This window comes from Mesorhizobium sp. B2-8-9 (genome assembly GCF_006439475.1).
In the GTDB taxonomy this organism is placed as follows: Bacteria; Pseudomonadota; Alphaproteobacteria; order Rhizobiales; family Rhizobiaceae; genus Mesorhizobium.
In genome coordinates, this window is record NZ_VFTQ01000052.1 from 1 (window position 1) to 23,034 (window position 23,034).

17 protein-coding genes and 1 pseudogene are annotated in these 23,034 nt (G+C 61.1%); 12 read left to right on the plus strand and 6 right to left on the minus strand.

Annotation, left to right across the window (positions count from 1 at the left end; all coding sequences use genetic code 11):
- Window positions 1-28: 28 nt before the first annotated feature.
- The gene (locus FJ423_RS32350) at window positions 29-3,343 is read left to right on the plus strand and encodes a WD40 repeat domain-containing protein (RefSeq protein WP_348642946.1); all 3,315 of its coding nucleotides are present in this window, start codon (window positions 29-31) and stop codon (window positions 3,341-3,343) included.
- 413 nt (window positions 3,344-3,756) lie between these two features.
- Here FJ423_RS32350 and FJ423_RS32355 read toward each other — a convergent pair whose 3' ends face one another.
- Window positions 3,757-4,671, minus strand: a complete 915-nt coding sequence (locus FJ423_RS32355; protein ID WP_140847712.1) for an ankyrin repeat domain-containing protein — start codon at window positions 4,669-4,671, stop codon at window positions 3,757-3,759.
- Between the two features lie 293 nt (window positions 4,672-4,964).
- Here FJ423_RS32355 and FJ423_RS32360 point away from each other — a divergent pair, with 293 nt between their 5' ends.
- Window positions 4,965-6,131: a sulfite oxidase gene (locus FJ423_RS32360; protein WP_140847715.1), complete on the plus strand. Its 1,167-nt coding sequence runs from the start codon at window positions 4,965-4,967 to the stop codon at window positions 6,129-6,131.
- Between the two features lie 226 nt (window positions 6,132-6,357).
- On the opposite strand, the pseudogene FJ423_RS32365 reads toward FJ423_RS32360, so the two are convergent.
- Window positions 6,358-6,552 (minus strand): annotated as a pseudogene (locus FJ423_RS32365) (DUF6494 family protein).
- Between the two features lie 392 nt (window positions 6,553-6,944).
- Window positions 6,945-7,220, minus strand: a complete 276-nt coding sequence (locus tag FJ423_RS32370) for a hypothetical protein (RefSeq protein WP_140847718.1) — start codon at window positions 7,218-7,220, stop codon at window positions 6,945-6,947.
- Between the two features lie 89 nt (window positions 7,221-7,309).
- Between FJ423_RS32370 and FJ423_RS32375 the strand changes: the two genes are divergently transcribed.
- Window positions 7,310-8,986, plus strand: a complete 1,677-nt coding sequence (locus FJ423_RS32375) for a winged helix-turn-helix domain-containing protein (protein WP_140847720.1) — start codon at window positions 7,310-7,312, stop codon at window positions 8,984-8,986.
- 552 nt (window positions 8,987-9,538) lie between these two features.
- Here FJ423_RS32375 and FJ423_RS32380 read toward each other — a convergent pair.
- Window positions 9,539-10,912, minus strand: a complete 1,374-nt coding sequence (locus FJ423_RS32380; RefSeq protein WP_140847722.1) for an FAD-binding oxidoreductase — start codon at window positions 10,910-10,912, stop codon at window positions 9,539-9,541.
- Window positions 10,913-11,150: 238 nt separating this feature from the next.
- On the opposite strand from FJ423_RS32380, the gene FJ423_RS32385 reads away from it, so the two are divergent.
- From FJ423_RS32385 to FJ423_RS32400, 3 genes are all read left to right on the plus strand, one after another.
- Window positions 11,151-12,158 carry an AraC family transcriptional regulator gene (locus FJ423_RS32385; RefSeq protein ID WP_140847724.1) on the plus strand — a complete coding sequence of 336 codons (1,008 nt, stop codon included), beginning with the start codon at window positions 11,151-11,153 and terminating at the stop codon, window positions 12,156-12,158.
- 396 nt (window positions 12,159-12,554) lie between these two features.
- Window positions 12,555-13,382 (plus strand): class II aldolase/adducin family protein, encoded by an 828-nt coding sequence (locus FJ423_RS32390; protein ID WP_140847727.1) that lies wholly within the window; start codon window positions 12,555-12,557, stop codon window positions 13,380-13,382.
- A 721-nt stretch (window positions 13,383-14,103) separates the two neighbouring features.
- Window positions 14,104-15,540, plus strand: coding sequence for a FlgO family outer membrane protein (locus FJ423_RS32400; RefSeq protein ID WP_181174974.1), 1,437 nt, complete (start codon window positions 14,104-14,106; stop codon window positions 15,538-15,540).
- Between the two features lie 291 nt (window positions 15,541-15,831).
- Here FJ423_RS32400 and FJ423_RS32405 read toward each other — a convergent pair whose 3' ends face one another.
- Window positions 15,832-17,247 carry an FAD-binding oxidoreductase gene (locus FJ423_RS32405; RefSeq protein ID WP_140847733.1) on the minus strand — a complete coding sequence of 472 codons (1,416 nt, stop codon included), beginning with the start codon at window positions 17,245-17,247 and terminating at the stop codon, window positions 15,832-15,834.
- A 112-nt stretch (window positions 17,248-17,359) separates the two neighbouring features.
- Here FJ423_RS32405 and FJ423_RS32410 point away from each other — a divergent pair, with 112 nt between their 5' ends.
- Window positions 17,360-18,364, plus strand: coding sequence for a helix-turn-helix domain-containing protein (locus FJ423_RS32410; protein ID WP_246680376.1), 1,005 nt, complete (start codon window positions 17,360-17,362; stop codon window positions 18,362-18,364).
- 286 nt (window positions 18,365-18,650) lie between these two features.
- On the opposite strand, the gene FJ423_RS32415 is transcribed toward FJ423_RS32410, so the two are convergent.
- Window positions 18,651-18,899, minus strand: coding sequence for a helix-turn-helix transcriptional regulator (locus tag FJ423_RS32415; RefSeq protein WP_140659794.1), 249 nt, complete (start codon window positions 18,897-18,899; stop codon window positions 18,651-18,653).
- Between the two features lie 132 nt (window positions 18,900-19,031).
- Here FJ423_RS32415 and FJ423_RS34450 point away from each other — a divergent pair, with 132 nt between their 5' ends.
- The 5 genes from FJ423_RS34450 to FJ423_RS32440 all read left to right on the plus strand — a co-directional run bounded on the left by FJ423_RS34450 (window position 19,032) and on the right by FJ423_RS32440 (window position 22,675).
- Window positions 19,032-19,619 carry a hypothetical protein gene (locus FJ423_RS34450; protein WP_246680377.1) on the plus strand — a complete coding sequence of 196 codons (588 nt, stop codon included), beginning with the start codon at window positions 19,032-19,034 and terminating at the stop codon, window positions 19,617-19,619.
- Window positions 19,620-19,761: 142 nt separating this feature from the next.
- Complete coding sequence (locus tag FJ423_RS32425) at window positions 19,762-20,010, plus strand: hypothetical protein (RefSeq protein ID WP_140847740.1); 249 nt, start codon at window positions 19,762-19,764, stop codon at window positions 20,008-20,010.
- Between the two features lie 22 nt (window positions 20,011-20,032).
- Window positions 20,033-21,856: a recombinase family protein gene (locus FJ423_RS32430; protein ID WP_140847743.1), complete on the plus strand. Its 1,824-nt coding sequence runs from the start codon at window positions 20,033-20,035 to the stop codon at window positions 21,854-21,856.
- A gap of 309 nt (window positions 21,857-22,165) precedes the next feature.
- Window positions 22,166-22,432, plus strand: a complete 267-nt coding sequence (locus FJ423_RS32435) for a type II toxin-antitoxin system ParD family antitoxin (RefSeq protein ID WP_140847746.1) — start codon at window positions 22,166-22,168, stop codon at window positions 22,430-22,432.
- Between the two features lie 3 nt (window positions 22,433-22,435).
- Window positions 22,436-22,675 (plus strand): type II toxin-antitoxin system RelE/ParE family toxin, encoded by a 240-nt coding sequence (locus FJ423_RS32440; RefSeq protein WP_246680378.1) that lies wholly within the window; start codon window positions 22,436-22,438, stop codon window positions 22,673-22,675.
- Window positions 22,676-23,034 lie beyond the last annotated feature (359 nt).

Consider the following 23,034-nt stretch of genomic DNA (forward strand, 5'->3'; position numbering starts at 1 on the left):
CAAGGACGGCCTCGCCAGCTACGAACTTCTGCCACCAACCGGCCCAGAGATCGCGCAGATGATCCGCGAACCTGCGGTCGTGGCCGGGCTCCGCTTCGAGGAGAGTGCCGAGTTGGGGCGGCTCGACGACGTGCTGCAGGCGGCAGCAACTGCCGATCCCGGATCATTGCCGCTTCTCCAGTTTGTCCTCGACGCGTTGTACCAGGCCAGTGGCGACCGACGCGTTCTCACCTTTGCGCATTATCGTGCGCTGGGCGGGCTCGAAGGCGCGATCGCGCGCCGCGCCGATGAAGTCGTGGACTTGCTGGCGCCCGAGATCCAGGAGGCCTTGCCTGCGGTGCTGCGCGCCCTCACCACGGCAAGTCTGGGCGATGAAACAGTCACGGCTAGTCCGGCCCTGTATAGCGAAGTTGCGGGCACTGCCGCGCGTTCGGCCCTCGTCAGGGCCCTGATCGACGCACGGCTCCTCGTCAGCGATCAGGACGCCGGAGGGCATGTCTTCGTTCGCGTTGCACATGAAGCACTGTTGAGACGCTGGCCGCGCGCCGGTGACATTGTGAATGCAAACCGGAATTTCCTCGAGACGCGCGAACGCCTGAGGGCTGACGCCCACCGATGGCACCTGGAGAACAGGAATAGAGAGCTTCTCCTTCCGTCCGGCAAACGTCTGGCGGAGGGCGAAGAGTTGATGCTTTCAAGGCGGGAGGAGGTTGACGATGCCGTCCTTGAATACATCGAGGAGTCCTTGCGTGCCCATCGGCAGAAGGAGGAGAAGGATCGTCAGGCAGAGCTAGCACTGGTCGCGGCTGCCGAAGAGGCAAAACGCGAGCGCCTGGAGCGCGAGGCCGAGCGCCGGAGCCTCGCGGCTGCCGCAGCAAACCGGCTTGCCCGACGGACACGGAACGCCGCTGTCGTGGCAATAATGCTCGCTCTTATGGCGGGTGCAGGCGCACTGGTCGCCTTCAAAGCGCGGGAGGAAGCAAGGGGCCAACGCGATGAGGCGCTGCGCAATCAGTTCCTTTCGCTCTCGTTCCTTTCGGAGCGGTCCGCCGCGGCAGGTAACACCGAGGCTGCGATCCGGTTGGCGCTTGAGGCGCTGCCCTCGAAAGAGCAACCCGAGCGGCCATATCTCTTCGAGGCGGAAGCAGCCCTCTACAAGGCTCTGCTGGCGCACCGGCAGATCAAAATCCTCCGCCCTGGCGCCAGTGTGGCGCATGCAGCTTTCAATCCTACAGGTGATCGTGTTGTCACCGCATCCTATGACAAAACCGCAGCCGTCTGGGACATCGCCACCGGTACCGAAACTGTGATTCTAAAAGGTCATGATGGGGCCGTGGAGAGGGCCGAATTCAGCCCAGACGGGAGCCGTATCCTGACGGCTGCGAGGGACGGCACTGCACGTCTCTGGGACGCCGTCTCGGGAGAGCAGCTCTACATCCTGCGGCCGCTAGGCAATTACCCGACGGCAATCTTCAGCCCGGATGGCACCCGGGTGCTGACGGCGGGGGAGAACAGCGATGCAACGCTCTGGGATGCTCGGACCGGAAGGAAAGTCTTGGATGTAAGCAGCGACGCATATACGCGTGCTGCTTTCAGTTCAGACGGCCACAGCTTCGCGACGGCGGGCAAGCATTTTGTTTCGATCTGGAATACCGCAGACGGCGCGCTGACGCAGTCGATCCGAGTGACCTCCTGGCCCTACACTCTGGCGTTCAGCCCGGACGGAAGCCGGATGGTGGCCGGCCCGTGGGGTTGGCATTCACACCGCGACACTTCCAGCCTTTTCGATTTGTCGAAAGGAACGGAGATCGCAAAGTTGGCCGGCAGCAAGAGCGATACGCAATTGAACGGCGTGATTTTCAGCCACGGGGGTCAGCGGATCGCCACGGTATCCCTCGATGGCACTGCCCGGATTTGGGATGGAACGTTGGGAACGCTGGATGAAGTGCTCGGCCAAGAGGTTTCGGGGTTGAAGCCTGAGATCGATACAGATGAACGCGATGTGGAGATGAACGGTGCTTTCACCCAGGACGACCGCTTCCTGGCGACCGCCTCGATCAATGGGCCGATCCGCATCTGGGACGCTGAACGCGCCTCGTTGGTGACGACGATCGCCGGTCATGAATCCTTGGTCGAGCATTTGGAATTCAGCCCGGTCGACAGCAACATTCTACTCACTGCTTCACACGATGGCACCGCTCGGCTTTGGGATGTCGATGGCGCCCTGACGACCTCGCTCTCACATGAATATCGGCCGACTTTCGCGGTTTTCAGTCCCGACAACGTCCACCTGCTGACCGGCGGCGGCGACAGCGCGGCGCACTTGTGGGATGTAGTGAGCGGGCGCGAGATAATCCGCCTCGACACGCATGAGATCATTCAAAGCGCCTCGTTCAGCCCAGATTGGAGGCGCGTCGCCACGGCATCTCTTGAGGGCGTGGTCCGAATTTTTGACGTGGCCACGGGACACGAGACCGCCCAGTTCCGATCAGATGCCGGACTGATCAAGATCCAGTTTGGTCGCGATGGCAAATCGCTTGTTTGCGCATGGATCAACGGGACCGCGCAACTGTGGGACGCAACGACCGGCACCGAACTGGCCGCCATCAATACTAGCAGCAATCTGCCGCAAGCCATTCTTAGCCCTGACGGACGTCTGATCCTCTCGGCCAGGGAAGACAATGTGGGACACCTTATGACGACGAGCGGAGTCGAACTACGTGCTCTTGTCGGGCATCAGGATCGCATCACGGCAGGGGCCTTCAACCCTCACGGTCAACTCGTCGCCACGGGCTCACTCGACCACACGGCCCGAATTTGGTCGACCACCGAGGGGACAAGCGTCAGAACGCTGGAGGGACATACCGGCGCGGTGACGGTGGTCGCCTTCAGTCCCGACAGTCAGTCGTTGCTAACCGCTTCGCGTGATGGGACCGCCCGGATCTGGAGCGTCTCAGGCGATCTGGAAAAGGTTCTCAGGGGTCACAGCGGCGCGCTGGACAGCGCCGAATTCAGCCCCAATGGCTTGTATGTCGTGACCGCGTCGACCGAAGATCGAACGGTCCGGTTATGGGCGGCGCAATCGGGCCGCCAGATTGCCGTCCTTGGGAGCCTGCACGAAGCAACTTTTCAACCGGGCTTTACACGTGCAGCTTTCAGCGCCGACGGCACCCATGTCGCGATTATTTCCGGCGAACAAACGGTCAGCATCGTCCGCGTCTTCCAGACACCCAAGGAGCTTGCTGAATTCGCCCGGCGTACCGTCCCTCGCGAACTGACCCCTTGCGAGCGGCGAAGCTTCTTCCTTCCTGAAGTCCCTGCAAACGGCACCTGTCCGGGCTGAGGCGACAACGGTCAGACTTTGCCCCTTAGGCCGCTTGCTGGAACTGCCACCCGTCCAGCCCCAAAGTGATGACCGAGTGAATCGGCCTGGATCCGGACGGCGTGGCGCATAACTGTGGGGTTTGGCTTGCCCGTCGGATTGACGCTCGGGTCCGACTACGATCAGGGCGTTCACTTGTGATGTCTGCTTTTGGAAAGCGGCGGTGGCGACCTCGACGGCTGCAATCGGGCGCAAAGCGGCCATGTCTGTTGTGGGCCGAAAGCGGTAGGTCTGCTTGCGGTATCCGGGAATCGATAGTGGACGCTCAATTTGCGATGCTCTCTGTCTCGGTCTAACCGGTGGGAACATGGAATTCGAAGAGAATAATCGGCTCGCCCATAACGGCCGGGGGCGAAGGCCGGGCGCAATGCAGCTCAGGGCAGCGGAACCGGCGAGTCGGCGAGCGTTCGCAGATAGGCGATCACGTTCAGCCGATCGGTTTCATCTGGCGCGCCACGAACGTCCATGTTTACGCCCGGCGTTGTGAGAGTAGGACCGGCGAGAAAAATGTTGAGGTCCTCGTAGGTCCAGGCGCCCTCCCAAGATAAGAGGGTTTGGGAGTAGCCATCGAACTTTGTCGACGCCTTGTTGCGTCCGACAACGTTCCACAGGTTCGGCCCGCGGGTGGGTACATCCTGTGGACGCATGACATGACAGGGCTCGCAGTTGGCGGCAAAGAACGCCGCGCCCTTTGCCGGGTCGCCGCTTGCCAGCTTGGCGGAAATCGGCTCGGGCTTCGAAATGACGACGCCGTGAGCCTTGAGGTAGGCGGCGATGTCGGCATGGTCGTCGTGCTTTGCGAGGTGGTAGGGCGTGATAATGCCCGGTCGGCGGGCGGGGTTACCCTGGATCCAGATGGCGTTGACGTCTGCGCCGGCTTCAACGAGCACCTTGACGCAATCGAGACAGCCGTTCGCGACCGCGAAGTGCAACATGGGCTCGCCGCCTCTCGCTTTGGCATTGGGGTCAGCACCATGTGACAACAACAGTTGCATGAGGTCGGCGTAACCCTTCAGGACAGCAACGGTGATCGGCAGACCGAGCGCCGACTCCTTGCTCACACCCGCGCCGCGCTTGATCAGCAGTTCCGCCGCCTCGGGATGGTGGCTGCGAACTGCCAGGAAGAGAGGAGTGGCTCCCTTGTCCTGCTCCTCGATGGCCGCCCCTGCATCGAGGGCCGCTGCGATGGCGGCAAGGTCCCCGTTCTTGGCCGCCTCGTGAAGCGGACTGCCTTGGGCGGTCGTGAGAGCAGCCAAATAGATGAGCACGCTTCCAATCAGCTCACGCATCTGGCTCTCCCTGGGCCGACACGGTGATTGAGAAGTGTATACCTAATCAACTCCCTCGACTACTCCGGGGCGTCGCGCTCGCCATGACCGCAGATCAGGCGTATCTTAACGATTGCTGGCTGGGACCTGACGGAGCCGGCAACGGAGAGCGGGAGACTCGCCTTAAGATCTGGCGTTATTCCGCGCGCTCTCAAGACTGCCGCCTCGGCCGGCCTCTCCTTTGTGTGGTTCCGGCCGCGATTGCTTTTATTCACTGGAGGAGAAAACAGCTTTTCACTGGAGGAGAAATCATCATGCATTACCTTCCACGACGCGAATTCATCGCTCAAGGCAGCGCGGCCCTCGCGGCGCTGGCGATCTTCCACTCACGGTTTGCCCAAGCCTTTCCAAGCCGGGCGGGTGAAACCGTAATCCCGTGGGTGGACCAGCCGCCGCCCAATCCTGTCCCGGCCGTCATCCAGACCCAGCTCGTCTGGGAGGATATGGATTCGTGGGTGACGACCAATGAGAAATTCTTCAGCATCGCGCATTTTGATCGGCCAACCATTGATGCGAATGCCTGGAAGCTGGAAATCGATGGGTTGGTCAAGAAGCCCCTGAGCCTGTCGCTTGCCGACCTCAAGGCGCGACCGCGCCAGGAGGTGGCTTTCACCGTAGAGTGTTCAGGCAATCATGGTTTTCCATTTTTCACTGGCGGCATTGGCAACGCCCGTTGGGCTGGCACGCCGCTCGCCGCCATTCTTGAAGAGGCGGGCGTTAAAGAAGACGGCATCGAGGTTGTTTTCTGGGGCACTGATGTCGGCGACATCGCTCTCAAGGACAATAATCGCGACGTCAAGATGCATCAGAATTTCGCCCGCAGCATGTCGCTCAGCGATGCGATGAGCCCCAACAACATCCTCTGCTACGAGATGAACGGGGCCGCCCTGCCTGCACCCAACGGGTTCCCGGTGCGGCTCATTGCGCCCGGCTGGTACGGCATCGCCAACGTCAAGTGGCTCAAGCACATTGAGATACGCAACACGCGCTTCATGAGTCTGCTGATGGCACGAGACTACGTGACCATTCGCGAGGAAGAGCACAATGGCGAGACGGTGTGGGCCGAGACCTCGGTCGGCCGAGCGTTGCTGAAATCGGCGCCCGCCAGAGTCACGCGCAGTGAAGCCGGATACCGCATCAGCGGTGCGGCCTGGGGTGCACCAATCGCCAAGGTAGAAGTGAAGATCGATGATGGCCCGTGGACCGAGGCGACGATCGACCATGCGGAAGAAGCCGAATTCGCGTGGAAGGTCTGGTATCTTGATTGGAAAGACCCGTCAAAGGGCGAGCACACGGTCACCTCGCGCGCCACTGATACGTCAGGCAAGGTCCAGCCCGCGATGGACGATCCGGTTATCGCCAAGAAACACACCTACTGGGAAAGCAACGGCCAGGTCACGCGCCACGTCAGCATTGCTTGAGAAGGTTAGCGGTGGCGGCACCTCCCAAACTGACGAGGATCGAGGTGACCTCACTCCAAATATGGGGTCACCCCGTCATTGCTGTCGAGCAAGCCTATGTGGCGATTGCATTCATTGATTCGGACAGTCCGCTGTAGGTGCAATGCCGCTAGGAAGCTTAGGGGCCGGTTGCGGACTGGCGGGTTCCGGCGGCGTCGGACTTGCGTTAAGGTCGCTTCGCCCGGCCTTATGGAAGTTCGATCTCGCCGTCCACCACGTGGTTGAGGCCGGTGCCTTCCACGGTCAGCGTCATGCGGACCTTCAACTTCTTCTTGCCGCCGATTTGCCCGTCGCGCACCGTTTCCTAGATCTTGCGCTGGGAGGTGACGCCGACTTCCTTCAGGAACTTGCGGATCGACATATTGAAGGCGTCTTCGCTCATGGCCGAACTCCTCTGTGTCCGGAGGGGATTGTAAGAGAAGGCAAGGGATCAAGGAAGCAGGACGGTGACGCGCGGTTCCATAAAAAGATCCCGGGTCCGAAGGAGCGTCGGGGTCCTTGAACTTGATCGACCCCTGGCAGGATGAGTGGAACCGATCGACGTCTTACGACCTACAGCAAGATTTGTCCGCGTGCAGCCAAATACCTCTCCGTGCCCGCGGTTACCCGATCGGCGGCGTTGGAGCGGACCTTCTGAAGTTCCGGGAGTCGTCGCCTTCTGGTTACTCGTCCCGGCGCGCAGTTTGCGCCCAACCTCACTTCTGCGAAACGGCGATTTAGTCGGCGCCGCCTTAGCTCGTACCCAAACATTCGCGTCACTTCAGTGATTCGTGCTCAGGATGATGCGAGCGTCGTCTCTGTTTGCGCACAATATACGAAAGAAATAAAAGCAGGCGGATCCGGCGGAAGGAATTCCTTCTGATGTTTCCATTCGAGACAGAGGGCGTATGTATCGAACTGTTTCTGTTCTCGCCGTTCTTCAATACCGCCGTTTGCAAATGTAAGAGAAATAACATGCGCGGTTGCATTTACAATATGGGAGTCCGCTTTTGCAGTCGTTTGCGCTGTCAAAAGGAGAGCGAGAGCGATGATAAATCTGGTCCGTTTCATGTCAGCCTCTTGTCGAATCCAGTGCCGCCAGGATCCGTTGGATGCGGCGGCCGAATGGGTTAGGCTAGCGAGCGCGCCATGAGGGTGAAATGTCCCGAAAGGCTCCTGAAATTGATCTGAAATCTGCTGAAACGGTCACGTTTCGCGGTTTTGTCTTCTTGACAAAAAGCAAACAGCTCCGAACCGTCGAAGGCAAAGCGGTCAATCTTCGCAGCCAGTCCGCCGAGGTGCTCGCCGTGCTCGCCGCGCGACCGGGCGAGATCGTGTCCAAGGATGCGATGATGCAGGCGGTTTGGGTCGATACCTTCGTGACCGACGACAGCCTCACTCAATGCATTGCCGATATTCGCCGCGCCCTGGGGGACGAGGCGCACGTGATCGTGGAAACCGTCCCAAAGAGAGGCTACCGGCTGAATGCCGATCCGTCGGACGCGGCAGAACCAAACGCCGCAACCGGCACGGAACGGGCCAAGACACGATTCTCGCGACGCAATTTCATTCTTGCTGCACTCGTTCTCGTTGCGGCAGCGATCGGTACATATTATGGCGCGGAAGTATGGCGAGCCGCTCCGGTTCCTTCGGGCGACATGCCCAGGATTGCAATCCTTCCTTTCGACGACTTCAGTACCGGAGCGGATAAGGGATATCTCAGCGATGCCGTTGCCGAGGGGATCATCACCGACCTGGCACGAAGCAAGACTTATGCCGTCATTGCCCGAAACTCGAGTTTCAGGTACCGCGACAAGCCGACCGACACCAGGCAGATCGGAGATGAACTCGGGGTCGACTACCTGCTTGAAGGCAGCCAGCAGAAGGTGGGAGACCGGCTGAAAGTGACCGCCCAGTTGCTGAATGCGCATGACGGATCGCATGTCTGGGCCAACACCTACAACCGCGAGATCGGCGATCTTTTCGTCGTCCAGGAGAAAATCATCCGCACGCTTGCGGAACGGGTCGGGCGCAGGATCGAGCGCCCCTTGCCACTGAGCGGTGCCGCCAGGGTCAGCGCGCTCCACTATCACCTGATGGGGATTGCCGAGATCAGAGAGGATTTCTCGGCCGCGAGGAACGACCTATTTCGGCAGCTGAACCTCAAGGCGATCGAAGAGGATCCGAACTCGCAGTTCGGCTATATCGGGCTGGCCTGGTCTTATCGCAACGATGCGATATTCGGCTGGCACGAGCAGGAAGCTAACCGTGACGAGGCGTTGAAGCGCGCCGCCGAATACGCCGACAAGGCCATCCTGCTCGCTCCTGATGACGCTGAAGCGCATAATATCCGCGCCAGCATCCATACCGAAGCCGGCGAGGTCGCGCTGGCCCTTGCCCGGTACGATCAGGCGATCGCCCTGAACCCCAGCAACTCGGATATCCTGGTCCGCAGCACGGATCTGCTACTCTATGTTGGCCGTACAGACGAAGCGATCGATCGGATCAAGCAGGCCATGGGCATCGATCCTTTCTACCCAGACGACTTCAACTGGCAGATGGGCTGGGCGCTCTGGGAAAAGAACGATTGCGGGGCCGCGCTGGCGGCGATGCGGAAAATGTCCAGAATCCCGAGCGGCGCGCACCGAATGCTTGCGGGGATTCACGCTTGTCTGGGAAACAGGCGAGAGGCAAAGGAAGCGCTTGCGGTTTTCCTCCGGAACACTCCCCGTGAATCCATCAGTAAAGAACGCAGAGAGTGGGACAAGATTTGGACCGCACCCGGAAGCCTCGACCGCTGGATCGAACACATGCGGTTCGCTGGGTTGCCGGAGTGAACGGCTGTCCGCGGGCGCCCCTCAGAAGACCGGCTGGTCCGCAAAACACCGTTGAACTCTTTTGTGTTGATGAGCGCAGGTTGCCCTCAAAGCAAGATCATCCTTCACAAGAATATCGGGTGCGGGATGGCGGGAATTGGCGCGACTACGACTTGCAGCATGATCATCCGCGATGTCCGCTTCTGGGCGGGCACAAACTTTGCCTTAATGGCCGAGATGAGGCGCGAAATGGACGCTGCTCCAATTATAGGGGCCCTGCAATTACACAGCGGCGCCAGTTTCATCCCCTCCGGCGCGCCATTTCGTAACATAGTGATTTGGTGCGCCATTTTTCCCAGTTACTGGAACAAAACTGGGCACCTGCGTCTGCTTCCTGTGACCCGAAGCAGTCATCCATGTAGGTCGGCCTCCTCCTTGGGCGGTCTTCCAACGCGGGCCGATGTCGATCCTAGACCGAACCCTTGCGCTGCGGCCCGCATCGAAAACCTTCACCAAAGCAATCCTACTCACTCGGCTGCTCTCCCCGAAGGACGGTGACCACAGGTACCGCGTCTAGGTCGCGGGCCGGATGTTCTGGTTGACGCGGAAAAGGTTGGCAGGGTCGAACTTGCCCTTTAGCGCGGCGAGGCGCGGATAATTGTCGCCGTAGCTCGCCTGGATACGCTCTTCGCCTTCGTCATCCATCATGAAGTTGGGATAGGCGCCGCCGAGGTCGAACGGATGAACGGCCCGCCAGTAGTCGCCAGCCCATTTCTTCAGGGCCGGCGCCATCTCTGGATCGGGATCTATCCCGGCGATCACCATCGACCAGGTCACATCACGGGCGTCCCAAGCGCTGTCGCCCTTGCCCCGGCGATGCACCGCCCCGTCAATCGGGTAGAGATGCATGCACGAACCCGGGCTCGCCTTGCTTGCATGCAGGAGATGGGCGTCGATGGCGGCATCCGGCAGCGCGCGGACAAAGTCGCCCTTCCAATACCATTGCTGCCCGGCCGGATAGAGCGCGTCGAACAAAGTCTGCAACGCGGTGTAGGGGATCGGGCCCGCCCAGTCGATCATCGGCTTGGGGAGATCCGCGCGGACGGCATTGACGGCCGCTTCGCCACCCTCGCCGTTATGCGCGACAAGGAGGACGCACATCTGCTTGTTCCAGTGCTCCGGCGGGAAGGGAGCGCCGCCAGGAACAGATTGCAGTCCGAGGAAGATGTAAAAATCCTCCGGCGCCTTCGACTGGAAATCGCGATACCAGCGCATCACCGCCGCGGCATCGCCGATGTCGAAGATGATCGGTCCGCCATAGAGCATTTTCGCTGGGTGCGTGCGGAACAGGAAGCTGGTCACGACACCGAAATTGCCACCGCCGCCGCGGAGCGCCCACAGGAGATCCACATTCTCGGTTTCGCTTGCGGTTATGAAGCTCCCGTCGGCCAGCACCACGTCGGCTTCGAGGAGATTGTCGACGGCGAGCCCGTACTGCCGACTGAGGTAGCCGTGGCCGCCGCTCAGTGTCAGGCCGGCGACCCCGGTGGTCGAGATGATGCCGAAGGGGACCGCCTGGCCGAAGGCGTGGGTAGCATGGTCAACGTCGCCGGTCGTGCATCCAGGCCCAACCCGCACCGTGCGGTTCTTTGGATCGACGCGCACGCCCTTCATTGTCGAGACGTCAATCACGAGCCCATCGTCGACGCTGCCGAATCCCGGTCCGTTGTGGCCGCCGCCGCGGATCGCGATCGGGAGTTTGTTGTCGCGACCGAAGTTCACCGCGACAATAACATCGCCGACGTCGGCGCAACGGGCGATGATCTGCGGCCGCTTATCGATCATGCCGTTGTAGAGCTTGCGCGCCTCGTCATAGCGGGCGTCGCCGGCGCGTATGACTTCGCCGCGCAGGTCCGCTGCGAATTTGGTAATGTCTTCGTCGTTCATGACGTTCCTCCTGCCGAAACCCTAGCCAGCCAAGGAACGCTAGTCCTGCCCCGTGCTCCTGCAAATGCCACATCGTCCCATTCTATTGCCCGATCGTTCAGACTGGGATCATGTGCAGACGCACCGCTTGCTCGTGCCGCGATATTGCTGGATAGTCTAGCGATGCGCCGCCATAGCGTCGCGTCCACCGAAAGAGTTCGTCAGCAATGGAGTAGTCGATCGTTCCGGGGTGTAGTGCATGGATGTCCTTTCCGATGTGCTCCGAGCCGTTCGCCTCACGGGCGCGATCTATTTTGATATCGACGCGAGTTCTCCCTGGGTCGGCGAGTCGCCCGGCACGGCCGAAATCTCCGCCGCCGTCATGCCGGAGGCTGAGCACGTCATTTCGTTTCATGCCGTGATATCAGGCTCCTGTTGGGCCGCGCTGGCTGACGACTCTGTGCCGCCGGTGCGAGTGAATGCCGGTGATGTTGTCGTCTTTCCCGGGGGATCCCCGAATGTCATGAGCTCCTCGCCTGGAGCGCGCGGCGAACCCGACATGGCAATGTATTATCGGCCAATAGACCAGCATCTACCGTTCACGTTGATCCATGGCGGCGGCGGAGATGAGCGGACTCGGTTCATTTGCGGGTACCTCGGCTGCGATGCGCGTCCCTTCAACCCGCTGCTCGCCGCCCTGCCGCCAATACTTCTCGCCCACAAACCCGCTGACGGGAGTGGCTGGGTAACGGACCTTTTTCGTCTCGCGATGACGGAGGGGGGCAACCGGCGGGCCGGGGGTGAAACGGTCCTCGCCAAGCTGAGCGAATTGATGTTTGTCGAGGTGGTCCGCGACCATCTCGCCACACTCCCCGACGATTCTCGCGGATGGCTGTCAGGGCTAAGAGATCCACAGGTCGGCGAGGCGCTCCGACTCATGCATGCACGTCCCACAGAGGAATGGACATTGGACCGGCTCGCGCGCCACGTAGGGCTCTCGCGCACTGCATTTGCTGGCCGCTTCGCCCACTATGTCGGGGTCTCGCCGATTCAGTATCTGGCTCGGTGGCGTCTACAGCTGGCGGGGCGCCTGCTTGAGCGACCAGATGTCAGCATCGCGCAGGTGGGAGCCAAAGTGGGCTACGAGTCGGAGGCCGCTTTCAATCGTGCCTTCAAAAAGTTTGTCGGCGTTCCGCCAGGCACCTGGCGCAAGGCGCGATCGGCCTTGCCAAAGGCCCAAGGGTTACCTCTTGGTGTGGTCCAATAGTAAAATGGCGCGAGTTTACGCGTGGCCGGCGTGCCGCTTCGACATCGACCCCGGAGCTTTTGAGTGTCCGCTATCGGGCGCCTTCCCGTCAGTCAGGACGGGGGCCGATTGCAGACTGTCGGCTTTTCGTGGTTGACTGGGAATAGCCGCCGACCCGGAACAACATAACTGGAAGCGCGTCCAGTGCTTGACATTGGCGAAGCCTGCTCGATCGGATTGAGATCCATGTCCAGCACCAGGCAAATTCGGATCATTGCCGCGACACTCGACTCTTTTTGGCATCCATTCGGAAGAATTCGGAACAAATGATGCAGCCTTCGAGACGCGCGCGAGAAGCTTCCCCAATCTGAGGCGTGCCGTCATGCCGACGGTGCAGAACCCCAAGGAGGGCGCGCCATGGACGTCGTCAAGTCAATTCCAGACACTGAAAGCGATTTGGCCATCCGCAAACAGGAGGCCTATGAATCGTTTTTCAAACGGCGGGCGCCGCCGCGCTTTGCAACCCTAGAGCAGGAGCGGCAACACCGAAAGGAGCGGCTCGCTGCCGGCTTCCGCATATTCGCGGAGTTGGGCTTCAGCGAAGGCGTTGCCGGACATATCACGGCACGTGATCCGGAATTCACCGAAACATTCTGGGTTAATCCGTTCGGCATCCATTTCGCACATATCACCGTCTCGGACCTCATCCGCGTCGACTGCTCAGGCGATGTGATCGAGGGCACGATGCCGGTCAATGTAGCCGCATTCGCCATTCACCATCAGATCCATGCCGCGCGGCCGGATGTCGTCGCGGCCGCCCACGCCCACTCCATCTATGGCAAGGCGTGGTCGGCGGTGGGCCGGCTGCTCGATCCGATCACGCAAGACGCATGCGCGTTCTATGAGGATCACATCTTCTTCAATGACACGCGGGTGCTGATCACCGAGGCAAGCGAGGCGGCCCGGATCGCCGGGGGCCTTGGTGCCCACAAAGCGGCGATCCTGCGCAATCACGGTCTGCTTACGGTCGGTGAAACTGTCGACGAAGCAGTCTGGTGGTTCATTTCAATGGAACGCTGTTGCCAGGCGCAGTTCCTCGCCGAGAGCGTGGGGACGCCGCTGCAGGTCGATCCGGCCAATGCCCGAGCCGCTCGCGCGGTGAACGGAACGCCCACCGCAGGCTGGTTTCAATGCCAGCCGCTCTGGCAGCGCATCCTCAGGCAACATCCCGATCTTCTCGAATAGGCTGGCGTGCCACAGAGGGAGACGTCTGATGGGTGATGGCGAAAGCCATCCCCCTTTCCATCTCGCCGTCACGATCGAGGAACGCCTGTGCCCCGTTATCCGCCTCGAAACAGGAGGGACGTCACTGCCCCTATCCTGCAGCTGGTCCTTCAAATGTTGGGATAGCAGATGCTCGACAGGCGGGCGCAAGGCGCAAACCTTCTGGAGCCAATACGCGAGGCAAAAGCCGTCAACGAATTAAATTAATGTCCATCATATTAGCCATAGTTGCGCAGGTGACTTGCGAACGAACGGACCGTGGCCGATAGTGTGATCCCGCATCATTCCCCATCGAGTTGCGAAGCCGCATTCCCCTCGGTTCGGCGCTTCTGATCGGCAATATAGGCAGCTATATAGCGGTCGAGCGCTGCGCGAAATTCTTGATCGCGGGGGCGCGGAGTGCTCACTGGGGTTACGTGGGTGGTCTCGGTCCCAAACCCGATACGATAGAAAACAACAGCGGACATTTTCGGCTCTCCTGTCTCGAAACACCTTGTCAGCGTGAACCCGGCGCGCGGCAAGGTCGCGGGGCCATGGCCGAAAAGTTCCGAAAAGCTCCAAAAAGATGTTAGTTTGTTCCATGATGGGGAAGCGTTTCGCCTTCGGCCCGTTCGAGCTCAATCCGGAGGCAGGAACGCTGCTCCGGCAAGGCGTTCCCGTTCCCGTCGGCTATCGCGGTGTGTTGCTGCTGGCAGCGCTGGTGATGCGAACTGGGGAAGTTCTGTCAAAAGCGGAGCTCATGGACGCGGCTTGGCCGCGCGCGACGGTCGAGGAGAGCAACCTCTCCGTCCAGATCGCATTGCTGCGCAAACTGCTTGGGCGGGCGTCCGACGATGCCGAGTGGATCGCGACCATACCGCGGATCGGCTACCGCTTCGGCGGCGCGGTGGAGTTCCTTGACGCGACCTCGACCCCATCCGACAACGAGGAGGCTGGGCCCTCCATCGCCGTGCTGCCCTTTGCGAATCTTAGCGACGACAGCGAGCAGCAATATTTCGGCGACGGTCTCGCCGAAGACATCATCACTCGCCTTGCGCGGCTGCGCTGGCTCTTCGTTTCGGCCCGCAACTCTTCCTTCACCTATGGCGGTAAAGCGGTCGACGTGAAGCATATCGGGCGCGAACTTGGCGTGCGCTATGTGCTCGATGGGAGCGTGCGCCGTTCCGGACAGCGGCTCAGGATTAATGCCAGGTTGAGCGATGCCAACACCGGGCGCCAGATCTGGGCGGAGCGTTATGATGCGGAAATCGCCGATTTCTTCGCGCTGCAGGACGAGATCGCCCAAAGCGTGATCGGTGCCATCGAGCCCAGGCTCTACGTGGCCGAGCAGGAGCGTTTCCAGAGCCGGTCACCCGGCAGCCTGGACGCCTGGGGGTTCGTCATGAAGGCGATGCCCTATGTCTGGACCTGGGGTTCGATGCCGGATTTCGAGATCGCCGAGCGGCTGCTGAAAAAAGCTATCGACATCGACCCCGACTATCCACACGCCAACTGCCTGGTAGCCTGGGGCCTCGGCGCAAAGGTGATGCTTGGACTGGCTGATGCCGAAGCCACCTTGTCGACTGCCCACGACATGGCGCAACGGGCGATCCGCAGCGATCCGGAGAACCCTTGGACGCACTTCGCCGCGGGCTTCGTGCATATGGCCTCGCGCCGTTTCGATCCTGCCGTTAAAGCCCTATCTGAGGCGATCACCCTCAATCCGAGCCTCGCCTACGCGCACATGATCCTTGGATCGACCTATGCCTATGCCGGCATGCCCGACGACGGTCTGCACCATGTCGCGCTTGCCGACCGGCTCAGCCCGCGCGACTTCACGCAGGCGGGCAGCCTTTCCGTCATCGGGCTCTGTCATTTCATGGCGGGGCGTTATGTCGAGGCAGCCGAGTTCGAGCGGCGCGCTGTGGATCTCAGGCAGAATTTCGGGACGGCTTGGCGCACCTACGCCGCCTCCGCAGGCATGGCGGGCGATCACGCCGCCGCCACCCACGCGCTGTCACAAACGCGGCGCCTACATCCATCCGTGTCCGTGGATTGGGTCGAGAAATACCACCCCATCATCCACGAAAAGGATCGCGCGCGCTATATCAAAGGATTACGCGTAGCCGGGCTCGACTGACACCGCCCGTCGCCGCCCGCCGTCAGCTCGAGCACGGGGTTGGAGAGGGCGGCAGATCGTGACGCTCGAGGCGACGTACCCGGGCGATGCCGAGTAAAGAGCTAGGCTGGAGCGGCCCATGACGGGACGCGGAGTTCGCTATGCGCCGAGAGCCGTCGGTCCGCTATCAGAGCGCGTTTAGCGGACAGCTGCCGTTTGGCCTCCGGCTAGATGAGCTGATCGAAGCCCCAAAAGGCGCAGGAGAGTTTGTTTTGAAGGATCGTCGGTCGAGGAAATTCAGCCTCCAGGTCACTATGCGGCTCCAGGATCGATGTTCTGGTTCATCCGGAAGATGTTCTCGGGATCATAGCGCCGCTTTACCTGTTGAAGACGTCCGTAAGCCTGAGGGCCAAACGCATCGCGGACGAGGTCGGCGCCTTCGCCATGGCCTGGGAAATTGAGATAGAGCCGGCCGGTCGAGTGTCGCTGCATGTGCTGCCAGAAGGTGCGCACCCAGCCGATATTCGCGTCGTCGTCCGAAGCCCTCGACCAGATCGCGTCCAGGCTCAGCATGTAGGGCATGGACCGGTCGCCGAAGGCGGTCGCGTCTTCCGGCACGCGCTGCACGTGGCCGCCGAATTTCCAGATCGAGGCGAAAGTCATCTCGGACGGACGTTTCGCCATCTGCCGCACGATATCCGCAATGACGCCGTCGTCGAGGCGGGAGAGATAGGTTGATTTCCAGTAGCAGCGGTCGCGCCCCTTCGGAAACAGCGCGTCGTACAGTGACTGAATGGTGCAATAGGGCATGCGGCCGCTGAAATCGACCAGCGGTTCGCCAAAACCGCGGAGCGGCGCTACAATCCGTTCGCCTTCATCCGCCGGGCCGTCATACACATGCGCAAGTGACACTACGCGCCGGCCGCGCGCGGGCTCGGGGAGGGAAGGATCGTCAGGCAGCATCGAGAATTCAGCGAGTCCGCTCAGCCGGTCCGGTGCCGTTTCCATGAAGTCGCGCCAGCGCGCAATGACCTCGTCCGCGCGTTCCTCGGGATAGGCGGGGCCACAGAACATCAGCTCAGATTCGATCGGGTGCAGCTTGAACTCGAAGCTCACCACGACACCGAAATTGCCGCCGCCGCCGCGGAGCGCCCAGAGAAGATCGCGGTTTTCCGTCTCGTCAGCGCGGATCAGCTTGCCCTCGGCGGTGACGACATCGGCCGCGACGAGATTGTCGACGCAGAGGCCATGAGTGCCGCGGAGCCACCCGATGCCGCCGGACAATGTCAGGCCCGCAACGCCGGTCGCGGAGATGAGGCCCCCCGGCGTGGCACGGCCGAAAGGCGTCGTCGCGGCGTCGACATCCGCCCAGGTCGCACCGCCACCGACGATGGCGCGGTCGAGGCCGGGCACGACGCGCACCGCGTTCATCGGCGACATGTCGATCATCAATCCGCCGTCGCAGACCGCATAACCGGCGACATTGTGGCCGCCAGAACGGATGGCGATGGCGAGTCTGTCCTCGCGCGCGAAATTTACCGAGACCATGACATCGGCGGCGTTCCGGCAGCGGGCGATGAGGGCTGGGCTTCGGTTGATCATGCCGTTCCAAACGACCCGGGTGGCATCGTAGGCCTCGTTCGTCGGAACCAGCACCTCGCCGCGCATTCTGGAGCGAAGGTTTTCGATGCTGGCTGGCGAAAGCGAAGGCGTGGTCGTCGCGTTCATCGTCCCATCCTCCGTTTCCAGAATGCTAGCGCGGAACGAATGCGCCGGCTAAAGTCGAAAACGCAACGAAACGGTCATTTCTGCCATGGCTGAACAGGTGGCTCCGTTCAATGTGGCGATCCTCGCCGTGCCCGAGGTCACGGCTTCGGCGCTCTACGGGATGGTCGACCTGTTCTCCTCGCCGGGGCGGGACTTTCGCTTCATCACGCAGGGCATGGCTGGCGACCAGCGGATGCGGCCCTACGTCGTGGCGCGCGGAGCAGACCGGTTTCGCGCTGCGAACGGCGTCTGGGTACATCCTGATCACACGATTGCCGACTGTCCGCGTCCTGATATCGTCTGCATCCCCGATTTCTTCGTCAATCCGGGCGAAAGCGTCGCCGGGCAGTATGACCCTGAAACGCGCTGGCTGAAGCGCGTGCATGAGGAAGGCGCGCTGCTGGCGAGCGCCTGTTCAGGCGCGGTGCTGCTGGGCGAAGCCGGGCTTCTCGCGAACCGCGAGGCGACAATCCACTGGGGCTATGTCGACGCGCTGACGAACAACTATCCCGGCGTAAAGGTGAAAGTGGAGCAGTCGCTGGTGCTGAGCGGCGAGGCGCAGCGCATCGTCATGGCTGGCGGCGGATCGAGTTGGCAGGATCTGGCTCTGTATCTGATCGCGCGCTTCGTCGGTCTTCGTGAGGCGATCGAGGTGGCGAGGGTCTACATGCTGCAATGGCACGACCTCGGCCAGCAGCCCTTCGCCACGCTGGCGCGCTCGCGGCAGACCAGCGACGCAGTGATCAAGCAAAGTCAGCAATGGGCGGAATCGAATTTCCGCAAGCCGGCACCGGTCGCCGTCATGGCGCGCCTGTCGGGTTTGCCCGAACGCTCCTTCGCGCGTCGCTTCGCCAAGGCAACGGGCATGAACGCGTTGGACTATGTTCACGCGCTGCGGCTCGAAGAAGCCAAGTGGCTGCTGGAAACGAGCGACGAGGCCATCGAGGCGATCGCCAACGAGGTCGGCTACGAGGACACGAGTTTCTTCGGGCGCCTGTTCCGCCGCAAGGTCGGTATTACGCCGATGCAATACCGCTTGCGCTTCGGGTCGTTGCGCCGGGCGGTCCAAAACGGATGACCGCGGATAATCCGGCAAGGAGGACGTTGATTTCATCAAGGGCAAATGTCCGCTTCCGGGTAATCGGCAAACACCTCTGAACGACCGGCTTGAGGCGCGAAGCAGCCGCTCGCACGCTACAGCGCCTGTTAATGGCGCGCGGGCGAGCGGCTTCCGCCAAGAACATTCCTATGAACTGAATCCAAGGCGCGCTTCTAACGTCTTCCTGCGTCAGGCCGTTCTCCCGCAGAATACGCGCAGAATTAGCTGACGCATGGCCATGGGTCCGACAACATTATCAACTTCTCTATTCGTCAGGCTCAGACTTCGATCTCTGCGGGTCAGCTGAGGGTCGTTTCAGCAGTTCTGCGACATCCACACCCAGCACTTCAGCCAGTCGGTCAACGACGTCGATGCTCGCGTTGTACACGTTGCGTTCCAAAGCGCTGATATAGGTGCGATCGATCCCAGCCCGGTGCGCAAGCTCTTCCTGTGACAGGCCTCTAGCCCGCCGCAAGGCTCTTAGGTTTTGCGCGAACGCTTCTCGGATTTCCATGAATCCGACACCAGCGCCTTGAATAGTATTTCACCACGGAGTATTCTCTACAAATCACATTCGGAAGGCCGGGCTCCTTCATGGGGTTTGGACCCACTGAGCGAAACTTGCCTCGCGAAAGGAGACCATGCTGTGGCAGCGAAAAAGCCGAATGTTCTCGCCGCAAGCCGCAACGATACGGAATTGCAACCGGCAGCCCTACGCGATCCCGCACTTCTGCTGGTGAGCGATTGGCAAATGGCTCGGTACATCTCCCTGCTGCTATGTCGCGTGCAGCAGCGGTTGGAGAGCCAAATCATAGTCAATCCCAGAATTCAGGGATTGGCCACAGATTCTCCAACGCGAGTTCGAGACCGACCGGCGCGCACTCTCGGTGGTCCACAGGAGTACGCGGTTGCGCGGGAGGCAGAGGTCTTTGCGATGACCGAAGCTCTTAAGCTTCAGGATTCTATCCCTGAGGTCGCGGCAACGTCGCTCATTGGCGTCGTCGCCAAGTTAGAAATGATCGTCGGCGCCGACCGGGATATTGGTGATCCTACCGATTTCCCTTGGCCGCATATAGCTTCCGTACTGCGTGACTTAAGAGCGATCGCAGGAGGTTTGCCGGTTGGACACCGTAGCCGGGAAAGGACGCGGCGCGATGTTGCCAAGCATTGGGAGTCCGCAGTCAAGCTGGTCGCTGCGCTGGGAGAGGAAGGCGCGGCCGAGTACCGTTGGTGATGTAGCGGGTCTTCTGAAACGCCGAAACCGCACGACGCAAGTCATTGCACGCTGTGGCCCTACGACATTAACTTCGCGCTTTCCTTCGCCGTCCGGAGGAGTCTGATGGCGGGTCGATCCACCATTGGGAGAGCGACCGGGCATGTCGGAGAAAACCAGCACCGGGCCACAGGCTTTGCTTCCGGCGAACGACAACGGCGACCTCGCCAGCCCCGAGGGTCGCGCTGAAAGCGTGGCGGCGGCCAAGATGGATCGGGTGGTGCTGGATATCGCCCGGCTGATCGGCCGGCGGCTGGCGCGGGAAACATTCGAGGCGGGGCTGGCGGCCAACGACAATCGGCCGGGCCGCCGAGAGGGAGAGGGTAGGGGGCAGGATGGCGAACCCCTTTAACTAAGAGAGAGTATCCGCCGCCATGACCCGTGTTGCACTTTATGCCCGCTATTCTTCTGACAGCCAGCGGGATGCCTCCATCGAAGACCAGTTGAGGCTGTGCCGCGAGCAGGCGGCGCGCGAGGGCTGGAGCGTAGCGGGAATCTATGACGATGCGGCGATCTCCGGCGCCAGCACAGTGCTGCGGCCGGGCATCCAGCAAATGATCCGCGATGCGCAGCGCGGCCGCTTCGAGGTGGTGCTGGCCGAGGCGCTCGATCGCATCAGCCGCGACCAGGCAGATGTCGCCACGCTCTTCAAGCATCTCAAATTCGCCGGTGTTGCCATCGTCACCTTGGCCGAGGGCGAGATCAGCGAGTTGCATGTCGGCCTCAAGGGCACGATGAATGCATTGTTCCTCAAGGACCTCGCTCTCAAGACTCATCGTGGCCTGCGCGGGAGGGTGGAGAAAGGTAAGGCCGGAGGCGGGCTGTGCTACGGCTACCGGGTGGTCAAGAAACTGGATGGAGCAGGCGAACCCGTCCGTGGCGATCGCGAGATCGTGCCGCAGGAAGCGACCATTGTGCGCCGCATCTTCCGCGAGTTCGCCGCCGGCAAGAGCCCGAAGGCGATCGCCGTCGACCTCAACAAGGAATGCGTTCCTGGTCCGCTCGGCCGACACTGGGGTGATACCAGTGTGCGCGGGCATGCTATCCGGGGTACCGGCGTCATCAACAATGAGCTCTACACCGGTGTGCTGGTCTGGAACCGCCTGCATTTCGTCAAGGATCCCGCCACCGGCAAGCGCGTCTCACGGGCCAATCCAGCAGCGAAATGGATCCGCACCGAGGTGCCGCATCTCAGGATCGTCGACAACGAATTGTGGCAGGCCGTGAAGGAGAGACAGAAATCCATCGCCAGCCAGTTCGAGGCGGTGGCTATCGCCACGCGCAAGGCCCGGGCCAGAAAGCTGCACACGATGAAGCGGCCCGTCTCCCTCCTGTCCGGCTTGCTTACGTGCGGCTACTGCGGAGGGCGCTACGGCCTGTTCACACGCGACCGTTATGCCTGCCTCAACCACCAGCGCCGGGGCATCTGCGACAACAGCCGCACCATCACCCGCGAGAAGATCGAGCAGCGAGTCCTCGCAGGCCTCAAGGAAAGGCTCGTCTCTGCCGATGCCGTGGCCGAGGCGATCAGAGCTTTTGCCCAGGAGACCAATCGCCTCAACCAGGAGCGTCGCGCCCAAAGCGAACAGGACCGCAAAGCGCTCGACAAGATCGAGCGCGCCATCGCCGGCATCATGGCCGCGATCGAGGATGGCCTGTACCAACCTTCGATGAAAGCGAGAATGGAAGACCTGGAGAGGCAGAAGGCAGAGATAACCGCGCGTCTGGCAGTGGCGCCCACTGACGTGCCTGACCTGCATCCCAACATCGCCACTCTTTATAAAAAGCGGGTCGAGCAGTTCACACAAGCGCTTGCCGATAACGATGATGGACGTCTGGCCGCCGAGGCGCTGCGCTCGTTGATCGGAGAGATCGTGCTCATGCCCGGCGACAAGCGCGGCGAGGTCCATGCCGAGCTACGCGGCGAGTTGTTCGGCATCCTCGAATTCGCCAAACCTGACCAAAATCAAACGTCTGACGGTGTTATGACAAAAGTCGTTGCGGGTCCCCGCAACCAAATACAAAAACGGCCCGCTCCTCGCGGGCCGTTTGCGTTTGTGATCGCAGGACGGACACGAAGGTCAGGGCTCTCACCAGACCGAATCATTCAACCAACATCGACCCGCATCGGCGCGCTCGTCATGGCGCTGCTCGCTAGCTGGAATCATGAACCGCGGGCGACGAGGACGTCAAAGTGAGCGTGGCAGCGCACTCAGGGATCGGCGTGCAACCATGCACGAAATAATATTAGCCGGTTGAGTTTTAAACTCAGCCGGCTTCCGCGTCCCAGCTGCCTCGAAATGGCGCCGAGGTCGTGGAATCGTCCGCCTAGCGATCCTCGATCGGCGCCGGCGTATCGACTCGAAATTTTGATCTCTGCCGATTCGGGTACTGTTGGGCCTTCACCGAATCGCGACGGGTGAATTGGAATCGAATCAACCCACTGCCAATTGTTGCTATCTATTGATATCCCCGCCACCCGCCCCCACATTCCGGAGGACGCCTCCATGCCCAACTACGCTTTGAACGAGCACTATGAGCGCTTCATCAGAAAGCAGCTCGAATCGGGCCGCTACAACAATGCCAGCGAGGTTGTCCCCACCGGGCTGCGCATGCTCGAGGATTTTGAGGCGGAGCGTGAGAAGTGGCTGCGTGAGGAAATCCCGTCGCGCGTGGCCGAGTTCCGGCAGGATCCGGCAAAAGCTATTCCCGCCGAAACGGTGTTTTCCCGGCTGCATCTCCGTCGTCGCGCACGGCAGGCGAAAGCCAAGTAGGAAATGGAGTGCCGGATTGTCTTCCATCCGAAAGCGGAAGCCGAACTCGAGCAACTCTATGACGATATAGCCGAGCGTGCGTCGCCGGCGATTGCCTGGGATTTTGTTGTGGGAATCCGCGATCTCTGCCTTGGCCTGTCGACATTTCCACAGCGCGGCCGAGCGGGTGGAGATCATGCCGGGGGGCTGCGGATCGTCGCGCGGTCAGTATCGTTTTCGCTGTCGACGGCGAGTTCGTGCTGATCTGGGCATCTTCTACGCGGGCCGGAATATCACGCCCGAGTCGCTGGAAGAAAGGCTCCGAACCGCAGGTCAAAAGGCTGCGACGATCGACATTCGGCTAAGTGCTGGTGGCTGCTTTAGGGCGACCGCATTCACCCGGCGAAGCGGTTGTGACGGGTATCGCCGCAACGGAAGCGCCGGCCAAAATTCAACCAAGCCAGCTCACAAATTTTGCCTTCTTGGATATCCTCGCGAGAAATCGAAAAAAGAGCGATCTAGGCTGTTGACAGTTCGGTCGGGCGGCGACTATATACGGCCCACGAACGAGGGCGGTGCGCCGCTGGCGACGAAGAAGTTTGCTTCTAGGTCTGCCCTCTGCT